14 protein-coding genes are annotated in these 12,669 nt (G+C 66.5%); 6 read left to right on the forward strand and 8 right to left on the reverse strand.

The genetic code is table 11. The annotated features are described in order from the left end of the window. The first annotated feature begins 13 nt into the window (after positions 1-13). Entirely contained in the window at positions 14-859 is an 846-nt protein-coding gene (locus tag RQI43_RS15070) for a 23S rRNA (adenine(2030)-N(6))-methyltransferase RlmJ (RefSeq protein WP_311275662.1), read from the forward strand. A gap of 80 nt (positions 860-939) precedes the next feature. After that, positions 940-1,560 carry a spermidine synthase gene (locus RQI43_RS15075; protein ID WP_405030634.1) on the forward strand — a complete coding sequence of 207 codons (621 nt, stop codon included), beginning with the start codon at positions 940-942 and terminating at the stop codon, positions 1,558-1,560. A 60-nt stretch (positions 1,561-1,620) separates the two neighbouring features. Here the strand turns inward: RQI43_RS15075 and RQI43_RS15080 are convergent, their stop codons facing one another. Beyond that, a complete protein-coding gene (locus RQI43_RS15080) occupies positions 1,621-1,908 on the reverse strand; it encodes a hypothetical protein (protein ID WP_026176297.1) in 288 nt (95 codons plus the stop codon). A gap of 106 nt (positions 1,909-2,014) precedes the next feature. Further along, positions 2,015-3,448 carry an FAD-linked oxidase C-terminal domain-containing protein gene (locus tag RQI43_RS15085; RefSeq protein ID WP_311275663.1) on the reverse strand — a complete coding sequence of 478 codons (1,434 nt, stop codon included), beginning with the start codon at positions 3,446-3,448 and terminating at the stop codon, positions 2,015-2,017. Positions 3,449-3,752: 304 nt separating this feature from the next. Between RQI43_RS15085 and RQI43_RS15090 the strand changes: the two genes are divergently transcribed. Beyond that, positions 3,753-4,118: a cytochrome c family protein gene (locus tag RQI43_RS15090; RefSeq protein ID WP_056249457.1), complete on the forward strand. Its 366-nt coding sequence runs from the start codon at positions 3,753-3,755 to the stop codon at positions 4,116-4,118. A 75-nt stretch (positions 4,119-4,193) separates the two neighbouring features. Here the strand turns inward: RQI43_RS15090 and RQI43_RS15095 are convergent, their stop codons facing one another. Beyond that, positions 4,194-4,721 carry a MarR family transcriptional regulator gene (locus RQI43_RS15095; RefSeq protein ID WP_311275664.1) on the reverse strand — a complete coding sequence of 176 codons (528 nt, stop codon included), beginning with the start codon at positions 4,719-4,721 and terminating at the stop codon, positions 4,194-4,196. A gap of 281 nt (positions 4,722-5,002) precedes the next feature. On the opposite strand from RQI43_RS15095, the gene RQI43_RS15100 reads away from it, so the two are divergent. Beyond that, positions 5,003-5,425: an organic hydroperoxide resistance protein gene (locus RQI43_RS15100; RefSeq protein WP_056148692.1), complete on the forward strand. Its 423-nt coding sequence runs from the start codon at positions 5,003-5,005 to the stop codon at positions 5,423-5,425. 39 nt (positions 5,426-5,464) lie between these two features. Here the strand turns inward: RQI43_RS15100 and RQI43_RS15105 are convergent, their stop codons facing one another. The 4 genes from RQI43_RS15105 to RQI43_RS15120 form a co-directional block, all read right to left on the reverse strand. Continuing rightward, positions 5,465-5,899, reverse strand: coding sequence for an NfeD family protein (locus RQI43_RS15105; RefSeq protein ID WP_311275665.1), 435 nt, complete (start codon positions 5,897-5,899; stop codon positions 5,465-5,467). Next, a complete protein-coding gene (locus RQI43_RS15110) occupies positions 5,896-6,888 on the reverse strand; it encodes an SPFH domain-containing protein (protein ID WP_311275666.1) in 993 nt (330 codons plus the stop codon). Before RQI43_RS15110 ends, RQI43_RS15105 begins: the two co-directional genes overlap by 4 nt. A 76-nt stretch (positions 6,889-6,964) precedes the next feature. Then, entirely contained in the window at positions 6,965-8,428 is a 1,464-nt protein-coding gene (locus tag RQI43_RS15115; protein ID WP_311275667.1) for a hypothetical protein, read from the reverse strand. Positions 8,429-8,443: 15 nt separating this feature from the next. Beyond that, complete coding sequence (locus RQI43_RS15120) at positions 8,444-9,292, reverse strand: hypothetical protein (protein ID WP_056423042.1); 849 nt, start codon at positions 9,290-9,292, stop codon at positions 8,444-8,446. Between the two features lie 540 nt (positions 9,293-9,832). Between RQI43_RS15120 and RQI43_RS15125 the strand changes: the two genes are divergently transcribed. Both RQI43_RS15125 and RQI43_RS15130 read left to right on the forward strand, forming a co-directional pair. After that, positions 9,833-10,747 (forward strand): lipid kinase, encoded by a 915-nt coding sequence (locus tag RQI43_RS15125; RefSeq protein WP_311275668.1) that lies wholly within the window; start codon positions 9,833-9,835, stop codon positions 10,745-10,747. Between the two features lie 45 nt (positions 10,748-10,792). Next, the gene (locus tag RQI43_RS15130) at positions 10,793-11,536 is read left to right on the forward strand and encodes a TerC family protein (RefSeq protein ID WP_311275669.1); all 744 of its coding nucleotides are present in this window, start codon (positions 10,793-10,795) and stop codon (positions 11,534-11,536) included. A 189-nt stretch (positions 11,537-11,725) separates the two neighbouring features. Here RQI43_RS15130 and RQI43_RS15135 read toward each other — a convergent pair whose 3' ends face one another. After that, positions 11,726-12,616: a phosphatase PAP2 family protein gene (locus RQI43_RS15135; protein ID WP_311275670.1), complete on the reverse strand. Its 891-nt coding sequence runs from the start codon at positions 12,614-12,616 to the stop codon at positions 11,726-11,728. Positions 12,617-12,669: the final 53 nt, after the last annotated feature.

The raw sequence follows: 12,669 nt of genomic DNA on the forward strand, positions 1-12,669 counted from the left end.
GGAACCTGCGCCCATGAATTACAGGCACGCCTTCCACGCCGGCAACTTCGCCGACGTGCTCAAGCACCTCGTGCTGACGCGCGTGCTCCATCATCTCCAGGCCAAGCCCACGGGCTTTCGCGCCATCGACACCCATGCGGGCCTCGGTTTCTATGACCTGACCGGCGACGAGGCCGGGCGGACAGGCGAGTGGCATGACGGCTGGGGCCGTCTCGATACCCCCTTCCCCGAAGAGGTGGAGGCGCTGTTCGGCCCCTATCGCGAGGCGGTCGCCGCCACCCAGGCACGCCACGGGGCGACTATCTATCCCGGCTCTCCGGCGATCATCCGCGAATTCCTACGGCCCAGCGACCAGGGCGTCTTCGTCGAGTTGCACCCGGCCGATGCCGAGCTCCTGCGCGAGCGCTACAACCAGGATCCGCGCACCAAGGTGATGCATCTCGACGGGTGGACCGCCCTCAACGCGCTGATCCCGCCCCCCGAGCGGCGCGGAGTCGTGTTGATCGACCCGCCTTACGAAGAACTCGGCGAGGTCGACCGGCTTGGCGCGGCTCTGGCCAAGGCCGTCGCGAAATGGCCGACGGGCATCTATCTCGGCTGGTATCCGATCAAGGATGTCGGCCTCATCGACCGCATGGTGGCGGAACTGGACCGTTCGCTCTCCCGGCCCGCCCTGCGTATCGACCTGATGATCTCGGAGCCGTATCCGAACCGCCTCAATGGCAACGGCCTCATCGTCATCAATCCGCCCTGGCGTCTCGCCGACGAGGCGGCCCTGTTCCTGCCCGCTCTAGCCGAGCGGCTGGCGCGCGGAGATTACGGGGCCTTCCGCTGCGACGCGTTCGGCGTCGAAGCTTGAAGTCTTCCCTGAAGGTCGCCCCATCGATGGATTCCGCGATTCCCATCGCCAGCGCGGCGATTCCGGGCAGCGTCGAGACGATGCGGCTCGTCCGCTATGACGACGCCTACTCGATCATGGTCGGCAGCGCCGAACTGATGAACGACCGGCACCGCGATTCGGAGCGGGCCCTGGCCACGGTCACCTGCGCGCGGCTCGAGGGAAATCCGGCGCCGAAGATCTTGATCGGCGGGCTCGGCATGGGGTTCACCCTGCGTGCGGCCCTCGACGCTCTCGGCCCCAAGGCGGAAATCGTCGTGGCCGAACTGATGCCGGCGGTCATCGCCTGGGCGAACGGACCGCTTGCGCATCTTTTCACCGGCAGCCTCGACGATCCGCGCGTGACCCTGGTCGAGGCCGATGTGAACCGCCTCATCCAGTCGGGACAGGCTCGGTTCGATGCCATTCTCCTCGACGTCGACAATGGCCCCAAGGGGCTGACGCGCCGGGAGAACGACCGGCTCTACGATGGCTGGGGTCTCAAACGGGCACATTACGCGCTGCGGGAGGGGGGAATCCTGGCCGTCTGGTCCGGTGGGCCGGACCGCCGGTTCAAGAAGCGGCTCCGGCGCTTCGGCTTCGATGTCGAAGAGCACCGCTATCCCGCCCATCCCGGCGGCCGCCGTCACGTGCTCTGGATCGCCGTGAGGACGAACGCATAGGCCGAAGCGGGCCGGCGGAACGGGTAGCCCCGTCGGCGGCCCGCCTCGATCTTATCGATCTCAGTAATTGTAGGACCGGCGCGGATAGGCCTGGTTCGGTGCGTAGCCGGCTCCACGCTGCTGCACCCGCGATCCGTACTCGATCTCGCGCTGCTGCTTGGCGCGGCGATTGGCGAGATAGCGACCGCCGATGCAGCCCGCGACCGCGCCCACCACGCCGCGCTCGGCGAGGTAATGCCCGGCGAGGCCACCGATGATCGCGCCTTTGATGCAGCCTTTGGCTTCAGCCGCTCCCGTGCTTGCCACAGTGAGCAGCGCCAGGGCCGAGAGCGTTGCAACGATGCGCATGATCATCCTCCACGATTTTGCTGGGAGGAAACACCGGCCCGGAGCTTAGCGTTCCGGGCCTGGTTCGGCGGGATGGCGAGAAACTGCGTTGCGCGGCGCGCTGGCCTCAAGCGGTGAGGCGCCCCTCCAGCGGGAACACCTTGGCGGGGTTCATCAGCCATTTCGGGTCGAACACATTGCGGACCCGCATCTGCTGGTCGAGGTCGACCTGCGCATACTGGAAGCGCATGAGCTCGCGCTTCTCGATGCCGACGCCGTGCTCCCCGGTGAGGCAGCCGCCGACCTCCACGCAGAGCTTGAGGATCTCGTCGCCGGCGGCCTCTGCCTTCTGCAACTCGCCCGGCTTGTTGATGTCGAACAGGATGAGGGGATGCAGGTTGCCGTCGCCAGCATGGAAGACGTTGGCGACGCGAAGACCCTTGTCGGCGCAGATCGCGCCGATGCGCTCCAGCACCAGCGGCAATTGCCCGGTGGGAATCGTGCCGTCCATGCAGATGTAATCCGAGATGCGGCCCGTGGCACCGAAGGCGGATTTGCGTCCCTTCCAGATCGCGGCGCTCTCGGCTTCGGATTTCGAGACCCTGATGCTGGTCGGCCGGTAGTCGCGGGCGATCGCCTCGATCCGGGCCAGCATCGCCTCGCATTCCTCGTCCGATCCTTCGACCTCGATGATCAGCATCGCTTCGGCGTCACGCGGATATCCGGCCTGCGCGAAATCCTCGGTGATGAGGATCGCCTCACGGTCCATGTATTCCATGGCTACCGGGATGATGCCGGCGGCGATGATCGCGGCGGTGCAGGCGCCCGCATCCTCCACCGAGGAGAAGCCGACCAGGGCCGGGCGCGCGCCCTCGGCCGCGCGCAGGATCCTCACCGTCGCTTCGGTGACGATGCCGAGCTGTCCTTCCGAGCCGCAGATCAGGCCGAGGAGATCGTAGCCGGCGCTGTCGAGATGTGCGCCGCCGATCTCTGCCACGGTGCCGTCGCTCATCACCAGGGTGACACCGAGGAGGTTGTTGGTGGTCACGCCGTATTTCAGGCAATGCGCGCCGCCCGAATTCATCGCGATGTTGCCGGCAATAGTGCAGGCGAGCTGGCTCGACGGGTCCGGCGCGTAGAAGAACCCTTCATGGCTGACCGCCCCCGAGATGGCGAGGTTGGTGAGGCCCGATTCGACCCTGGCCACCCGGTTCTCGAAATCAACGTCCAGGACGCGGGTCATCTTGGCGACACCGAGGATGATCGCGTCTTCCTGGGCGATCGCTCCGCCGGCGAGGGAGGTGCCGGCGCCGCGCGCCACCACCCGCACGCCGTTGGCGTGGCAATAGGCCATCACGGCAGAGACCTCGGCCGTGGTCGAGGGCAGGACCACCGCGAGTGGCATCTTGCGGTAGGCCGTCAGCCCATCGGTCTCGAAGGCACGGCGCTCATCCTCGGTCACGATCAGGGCCTCCGCCGCGACGAGGGGGCGCAGGCCGGCGATGATCGTTTCGCGGCGAGCGAGAATATCGGGATCGGGGGTGGGGAAGGCGATCGACATGGGGCGGGCGCTCCTCGATGGATCGGCCTGTCTTCAGCCACCGCTCAGCTTGGAAGGACTAAAAACGAGCCTTGAACCGTTCAGGACAATGGAATTGGAAGATATCTAAACGATAACCGGTTTCGATGCATCAGGATCGGGTGTGTCGACGTTGTCTGAAGGCGAAATGGAGAGGTGTCGGCTTCGTTTCGCCGCACGGACCGCGAGGCGAGTTTGGAACGTTCCCAGTCTCGATCTGTTCTAAAACCAAAAGCTCTGCCATAAGCTCGGCTGGCTCATGCTGCCCAATGGAGGAAAAATCATAATGCGTCACCTCATCCTCGGCGCCGCCCTCGCGCTCATGCTCCCGATCTCCGCCCAGGCTCAGGAAGCCGGCGACGCAGCAGCGGGCGAGAAGGCTTTCGCGCCTTGCAAGGCCTGCCACAATTTCGTGAAGAACGGCGTCGGCCCCGATCTGAAGGGCGTCGTCGGCCGCAAGGCCGGCACCTACGAGGGCTACAGCTACTCGGCCGCTCTCAAGGGCTCGGGCATCACCTGGGACGAGGCGAACCTCAAGGAGTGGCTGAAGGACCCGAAGGCGAAGGTGCCCGGCAACAAGATGGTCTATCCCGGCCTCAAGGACGACAAGAAGCTCGCTGACGTGATCGCCTACCTCAAGACCCAGAACTGAGAGCGTTCCTCGATCCTCCGCCGGATCGGAATCAGCGATCGAGAGGCCGCTTCCCCGCCGGGGAGGCGGCCTTTTTCATGCCCTTGCCCCTCGCTCGGAGACAGCGGTTTCCGCCATGGCGTCGGCCACGTTGTCGTGAAGCGCGCCGCGCAGCATCACGAGGGATTCGAGGAGCGCGTGCCGTGCCTCCTCCGACATTCCCGTCAAGGCGCCGGCGAGGCCGGGCACGCAATCCATCCGCCCCTGCAGTTCACGGCCCTTCGGCGTCAGGAAGATGCTCACTTGGCGCTCATCGGCCCGGTCGCGGGCGCGGCGGACATGGCCCGATGTCTCCAGCCGCTTGAGAAGGGGCGTGAGCGTTCCGGAATCGAGGAACAGGCGCGTGCCGATCTCCTTCACCGTCAGCCCCTCCTGTTCCCAGAGGACGAGGAGGACGAGGTACTGCGGGTAGGTCAGATCATGGGCGGCCAGCAGGGCACGGTAGGCACGACCGAAAGCGTGAGCCGCAGAATAGACCGCGAAGCAAAGCTGGCCGTCGACCCCCCTTTCGGCGACCGGGACGTCCTGGGATTCAGAGGTCTGCGTGGTGGTCCGGCCCGCCATTCGTGCGGCCTCCTTCATGTCGGTCGGGTACGGTGTCGGGTCCAAGCCGAGTACCCTATCTAATTGATAATGCGGAATGGTCACCAACGTTCGCGGTAATTCCGCATCATGGTTGCGCGCAATCGGGTTTGGTGCCATATGGAATATCAGTTGCGCGCAACCGAGTTTCGTTCACCCGAGGATCAGTGGTGGCGAAAATTTCCTCGATAAAGGAACGAAGCCTCGCCGAACCCCAGTTCCAGACGCAATCCCTATTTCATACCCAGCAGAAAGTACCTCCGATGAAGGCTCTCTACACCGCTCATGCCCACGCCACCGGCGGCCGTGAAGGTTCGGCCTCCACCGACGACAAGGCCGTCGATGTCACCCTCGTGACGCCGAAGGAACTCGGTGGTGGCGGCGGCAACGGCACCAATCCCGAGCAGCTCTTCGCCACCGGCTATGCCGCATGCTTCCTCGGCGCGATCAAGTTCGTCGCCGCCAAGGACAAGGTGAAGATCCCCGAGGACGCCAAGGTCGAATCCTCCGTCGGCATCGGCCCGCGTGACGACGGCGAGGGCTTCGGTCTCGTCGTCACCCTCAAGGCCACCCTGCCGGGCATCGAGCGGGACAAGGCCGAGGATCTGGTGAAGCGCGCCGATGTGGTGTGCCCCTATTCCCACGCCACTCGCGGCAACATCCAGGTCGATATCAGCGTCGCCTGAACCTGCCCGAGCGAAGCCGGAGGAGTCTTCCTCCGGCTGTCAGGCCGTCGTTACGATGAGGACGGTTCCCTCGATGCCGGTGACCCGGATCCGGGTGCCGGCCGGTGCGTCGGCACCGGAGACGCGCCACACGGTGTCGTTCACCCTGATCCGCCCGAACCCTTCGGTAATGGCGGTATCGAGGCGAAACTCCTGGCCGATCAGCCCGTTCGCACCCCGATTGAGGCTGTTGGGCCGTCCGGCCATCCGCTTCTGCGCGAGGATGACGAGCCCCACCGAGAGGCCGGCGAAGAACAGGATCTGAGCCTGCCAGGGCATGGGCACGAGGGCTGTCTCAAGCCCCGTGATCATGGCCGCGATGCCGAGCCAGACCAGGAACACGCCCGAGATCGCGAGCTCCGCTCCCATCAGGATCAGCCCGATCAGGACCCAGGTCCAGACCGGCCCCAAAGCGCTCAGGATGTCGAGGTTCACGAGGAGCTTCCGCTGCTCGGCCCGACCTTGGGCGGGAGGCCGGAGCTCTTGCGCGTCTGCGCCGCTCCCTCGCCGAACACGCTACGGGTGATCTCGGCGATGCCACCCAGGGTGCCCGCGAGGGAGGCCGCCTCGATCGGCACCACCACCACCCGCTGGTTCGGTGCTGTGGCCAGGGCCTTGATCGCGTCCACGTATTTCTCGGCCACCAGGAAATTTGCCGCCGCCAGATCGCCCTCGGAGATGGCCGCGCTGATGAGGCCGGTTGCGCGCGCCTCCGCCTCGGCGCTGCGCTCGCGCCCCTCCGCGTCGCGGAAGGCAGCTTCGCGCCGGCCCTCGGCTTCGAGGATGGCGGATTGCTTACGCCCTTCGGCGCGCAGGATATCGGCCTGCCGATGGCCCTCGGCTTCGAGTACGGAGGCACGCTTCTCGCGCTCGGCCTTCATCTGGCGCGCCATGGCGCCGGCGAGATCGGCGGGCGGCAGGATGTCCTTGATCTCGATGCGAGTCATCTTCACGCCCCAGGGCGAGGAGGCCGCGTCCATGACATGGAGCAGGCGCTCGTTGATCTCGTCACGGTGCGACAGCAGCTGGTCGAGATCCATGGAGCCGACGACGGTGCGGATGTTGGTCATCGTCAGCGTCATCATCGCGGTTTCGAGGTTCGAAATTTCGTAGGACGCCTTGGCCGCGTCGAGCACCTGGTAGAACACCACCGCGTCGATCTTCACCCCCGCATTGTCGCGGGTGAAGGCCTCCTGGCTCGGCACCTCGATGACCTGCTCCATCACGTTCACGCGCCGGCCGATCCGCTCCACATACGGTGCGATCAGGCCGAGCCCGGATTCCAGGGTGCGCGAGTACCGGCCGAACCGCTCCACCGTGTAGACGTGGCCCTGCGGGATGACGTTGATGCCGATGGCGAGGGTGACGACCACCAGGATCACGAGCGCCACCGCCATCACGCTCAACCCGATCGAGAGATCCATGCCTGTCCCCACATCCCTTCAAGGAAGGGCATTGAGGCCGAGCGTCTTCCCCTATGCAAGGTGAATCATCCTCGCGTCAGCGCGCCCAAACTCCGAGGCGCTCCGTCCGCGCACGGTCTTCGGCGGCGACGAGATCGGGCGTCGCCTCCGAAGAGGCCCGGCCTCCGCCGTTGAAGAGCACGACTTCGGACAGGTCGCGGCTTTCCACCGCGCAGAGATAGGCCGCACTTCCGGCGACCGGCTGGCACGTTACCGGACGGCCGGCGAGGTAGCGGGTCAGTTCCTCCGGCTGCCCGCCACGGACCCATTCCACACCGAACAAGCGAACGAGCTTGCCGCCGACGCGCAGGGTTGCGGTGTCGATCACTTCGGTCTTGCCGGTGACGGCATTGGACGGCTGTGGGGGATTGGCCCGGCTCTCCTCGGCCGAGGGCGGGCTCGGCTCTTCCGCGGGAATCCCGGGGGGCGTCGCCGGCGTAACGGTCTCACGCGGGTTGGTCATGGTGGATGGCTGGTTCTGCGCCTGCTGCGTTTGGGGCGGCTGCGTCGGCGGGGCCGAATCCTGTGCCTTCGTTTCCTGGCGCGGAGCTTCCGCATCCGGTGCGGAGGCCGGCCTGTCTTCCCCACCGCCCTGGGTGAGGAGCAAGATGAGGGCGAGGCTGCCAAGCAGTCCCGCGCCTGCGAGCACGCTCGGCCGGGTCAGGATCGTGCCGTCATCCCGCCGAAGGCGACGGACCCGGTCACCGGCGCGGGCGAGCAGCCCGGGCCAGCGGGCTGGTTGCGCTCCTTGGCCTGGGGTCGCCAGAGGAGACGTCGTGCCGTTCTTTGCAGCGAGGCCCGAGAGACGCTCACGAGCGATGGCGACGGTCTCGCGGGCCCTGTCGCCGAAGGAGGCCCCGATGCGCATGCCGCGCTCGCGCAGACTCGGTTGCGGCCCGGCGCCTTGCCCGTCGCTCGGGCGATCGGCCAGGGAGTGGCGGACGTTGCTCAAAGTGCCCGCCAGGGTCGCCGAGACCGCAGCCGCGGCGGACCTTCCCCTGGCGACCGAACGGGCCATCACGGAGCGGGCCAGCTCAGACTGCGTTTCCACGAACCGGGACGTGGCTGCCTTGATCTCGTCCGATGCGGTGGGCTCGGGCGGCACGTCCGCCACGGGTTCGGGTGGCACCGGCACGAACAGTGCCCCATGACGCTCCCGCAATTCGGCGAACAGCTCCGATAAGGTCAGGGGGCCGGTCTCGCCCTGCCGAGGTATCCCGGAACGGTTGACGATTCGGTAGAAGGGCGGAGCGGATGTCGGCTCGACCACGGCCTCAGCCAAAAGCTGAAGCGTCCGCCGGGCCACCGGGAAAGCGTTCTGGCGCCGGATCTCCGCATCGATCAGGGATCTGACTGCCTCTCGGGCAGCCCGAGCAGCGACAATGGCCGGAGCCTCGGCCTCGTCGGACGGATTCGTTTTCGAAGCCTTGCCGGTGGCGCGCGTCTTGTCGGCGGCGCGTGACGTGTCCGTTGCGCGTGTCTTTGGGGCGGTCGCGATCATTGGTTCGACTGTGGCTCAGGCACCATGCCGTGTCGATACGGCCGCACTCAGCGGTCCAGGTGCGAAGCGGCGCAGGACGCGGCTCGACTCAGACACGATCACCGGGCGTGATCCGGCGAACGAAATCTCGAGGGTCAGTTCCGCCACGCCCTGCGAGCGGGCACCGTTCCTTGGATTCGCGGCACGGAAATCGAAGGTCGAGCGCACGATACAGCTGCTCGTGTTGACGCTGCAGGCCGTGCGCGGGGAGCCGTCCTGCACCACGTAGCGGCGGTCCGGCCAGCGTCGGACGAAGCGGCGCTTCTCCGCCATCACCGCCGTCAGCGACAGGGTGCGACCGTGGAAGCGGACATGATCGGCGTAGAAGCGTGGTGCTGCGGCGACCATGCCATCGCCGGGCTCAGAGATCGCGTCGAGATAATCCTCGTTCAGCCTTTGGGCCTTGCGTGCCCATTCGGGAAAGCGATCCTCGGAGGCCATCGCCAAGCTCGGGGGCGGTGCGCCGGGGGAGACGGTGAGGGGAAGCGCATTCGGCGGAACTTGCGAGAGCCGGCGGGGGGAATGCCTGGTCTCGGCGTGGCGGGTGCCACGACGAGCCCGCCGCGGTGCCTCCGCGCCTCTCTCCGCGACGGATGCGGCGCGCGTCGTGGTCTCGGGCTTCGCCGCCTGAGCCGGACTGCTCTGGGGGGCCTCCTGCACCGCCTGAGGGGAGACAGGTTTCGCCTCACTCTTGGGTTCGGGCTTCACATCGGCCTTGGCCGGGGGGTCGACCCAGGCCGGGCGCCCCTGCGCCTCGGCGCTGACCGTAGAGACCAGGGCCACGAGAAGGGCGGCCGAGCAGGTGGAGAACAATCCGTGGTGCATGGCATCTCACCGCTGTCGCGAACGACGTGGAAGGTGGGCACGACCGCATCAGAGCGCCCGGCCGAAGGAAAACGTCGAAGGGAAACGTCAGGGTCGGGTGTTCGGTTGCCCGCGTCGAACCGGGTCGTTCGCCAAAGGACCTCGCCCCGGCAAGAGACCTAGCATACCGCCGCGCCGACCGGTCGGGTCAGCCCTCGTTCCCCGCGCTATGCCCGTTGTTCCCAACGGTTGGCGGGCATTCTCCGCCGAAGTTGCAGGCACGCTTTCTCCCAGGGAGTATCCTGTCCCCGGGGCGTTGCCGCCGATCTCCTGAAGCCGATCTCCTGGGCATGACCTCTTGCCATCCTCGCGGAAGCGCCCACCTCTTGAGAGCTTGACGGGTCCGGGCCCCTCTGGCGGCCGAGGCGTCGGCCGCGATGTCGGACTCCTTCTCTGCCTTTGCGCTGACGCGGCGCGAACGCACCGGGGGGTTCTGACACACGTGGTTGTATCGATGATCTTTTGCGGCATCTCGGGATGCTCGTTTTCGGAGGTGGCCTCATGAGTGCCGCATCCACTCGCCGGGCCCTCCTTCTCGTCAATCCGAACGCTCGGAACGGCTCGTTTTCCCTCGACGCCGTGCGCGATTCCCTGCGCGCCGCCGGCATCGAGCCCTTCGAGCCGCCGGGCGATCCCGATTGCACGGCAGTGATCAAGCGTCACGCGAAGGAGTGCGATCTCGTCATCCTCGGCGGTGGCGACGGCACCATGAATTCGGCCGCCCCCGCTCTGGTCGAGACCGGATTACCGTTGGGGATCCTGCCGCTCGGCACCGCCAACGACCTCGCCCGCTCCCTCGGCCTGCCCACCGACCCGGTGGAAGCCGCCGAGCTCATCGGCACGGCGAAGCCCCAGGCGGTGGATCTCGGCTGGGTCAACGGCCGCTACTATTTCAACGTCGCGAGTATCGGCTTCTCCGCCGATCTTGCGGGTGACCTCACCGCCGAATCGAAGAAGAAATGGGGCACGCTCGGCTACGCCATTGCAGCCATGCGCGTCCTGAGGCGGGTACGTCCCTTCACGGTCTATCTCGAACATGACGGACTGACCGAGACCATCACCACGATCCAGGTTTCGGTGGGCAACGGGCGCCACTATGGCGGCGGGATGACCGTGGAAGAGACCGCTACCGTCGATGACGGCAAGCTCGATTTCTACAGCCTGGAGGTCGGGCATTGGTGGCGGCTCATCGCGCTGCTGCCGGCCCTCCGTCGGGGCACCCAGGGCAAAGCCGCCGACGTTCGTGCCTTCAACACCACCGAGATCGTAGTGAAGACGAAGAAGCCTCGTCCGGTGAACACCGACGGGGAACTCTCCACCTATACGCCGGCGCATTTCAAGGTCGTGCCCAAGGCCCTCCGGATCTTCGCGCCGGAACCTTCGGAGCGTCCCGGCATCGTGCCCGCCGCATCCTGATCTTCCGCCGCTTTCCGACCTGACGACGTTCGAGGTTCTCTCCCCGTGGATTCGCTTCTTCAACTCGCCGCCGACCCGACCGCCTGGGTGGCGCTCGCCACCCTCATCGTGATGGAGGTGGTGCTCGGTATCGACAACCTGATCTTCATCTCGATTCTCACCAACAAGCTGCCGGCCCATCAGCAGACCAAGGCCCGCCGCATCGGCATCGGCCTCGCTCTGATCCTTCGCCTCGGCCTGCTCGGCACCGTCGCCTACATCGTCCACCTGACGCAGCCGGTCTTTGAGATCTTCGGCAAGGCCTTCTCCTGGCGGGACATGATCCTCATCGGCGGCGGCCTGTTCCTGCTGTGGAAGGCGACGAAGGAGATCCATGAGAGCGTCGATCCCGACGACGGCCACGAAGACGCGTCCGCCCCGGTGGCGCTGAGCTTTGCCACAGCTGTCGGCCAGATCCTGGTCCTCGACCTCGTCTTCTCCATCGACAGCATCATCACGGCCGTCGGCATGACCGATCACGTGCCGATCATGGTGATCGCCGTCATCACGGCCGTCACCGTCATGCTGCTGGCAGCCGACCCGCTGGCGCGCTTCATCGCCGCCAACCCCACCGTGGTGATGCTGGCTCTCGGCTTCCTCATCATGATCGGCATGACGCTGATCGCGGAAGGTTTCGGCGCCCATGTGCCGAAGGGCTATATCTACACCGCCATGGCCTTCTCGGCCGGCGTCGAGGGGCTCAATCTCCTCGCCCGGCGCCGGAAGCGCGGCAAGACCAGCGCGGGGTAGGGGCAAAGCCCCTCCCCTTCCGTTTCACGGGAAAACGAAGAAAGGCCCGACCGGGATAACGGTCGGGCCTTTCTTCGTTCGATCATCGATCGGTCTTGGCGGATGGGCTGAAAGTTCCTCGCTTGCCTACGCAGCCGGCTGACGGTCAGCGGCCAACGTCGCAGGTCGCTGACGCGTCTTCGTGACCGCCTACAGGATCGGCTCGCGCAGGGCCGAGGTCTCGCGGGCACAGATCGCCGCGTCCGGTGGCAAGCCTTCTTGCGAGAGGTTCTTGCCGATCTCCACCCGTGCCTTTTCGAGATCGGCCCGGAAGCCCGCATCGCCCTGGAGCGCGCTGATGACGACGCTGGCCGTGGTGCGTCCGGCCTCCACGTCGCTGGCCCAATGCACGCCGCAAACGATGCGGTTCTCACCGTAAGCCTTGCCGCGCAGGAAGAACTGTGTGGCCTTCTCCGGAACCAGGGCCGCGAGGATGGATGCGTAGGCCCAGCCTTGAGTCGCGTGACTCGAGGGGAAGCTGAACGCGTCTCCGAGTTCGCGGGTCCGCGCCACGCAGATCTCCGCGTCGTTGCCGACGAAGGGACGCAGGCGACGGTAATGTTCCTTGAGTGGGCGGGTGGCCCGGCTGATATCGAGGCGCGTGCGTTCGAGCAGCGTCATCAGGGCCGGCGAGCGGGACTGATCGATCTTGCGCCCGAGTACGCAGGCGAAATCATCGAGGATGGCCGAGGGGCCGTCCGCCACATCCGCCGTGGCGAGTTCCCAGCGCGCGCTACCCTTCAGGGCGCGGGTCGCCGAGAAGATGGTCTTATCCGCCGTTTCGGCAGCCGATTGACCCCGCGGGGGCGGAGGCAGGATCGCGACTGTATCAGGTGCTGTGGCGTCGGACAGATAGGGCGCGCGTGCCGGCATCCCCGGCGTCAACGGAGTCGCTGCGACGGCTGGCGCCGACCGAGGCTTTCCGCTCGTGGCTTTGGTGTCGGCGGGGTTCGGCGTGGGCGCCTGCGCCAAGACGGGAGCCGCCATGAAGGCGCAGGACGTGAAGGCTAGCGACGCGAGAGCGGGAAGCAGAGGAGACATGGCAGCGGCTCAGGGTGAAATGCGTCGGGAATGGCAAGCGATACGGGAGCCAT

This window comes from Methylobacterium sp. WCS2018Hpa-22 (genome assembly GCF_031843785.1).
GTDB lineage: Bacteria > Pseudomonadota > Alphaproteobacteria > Rhizobiales > Beijerinckiaceae > Methylobacterium.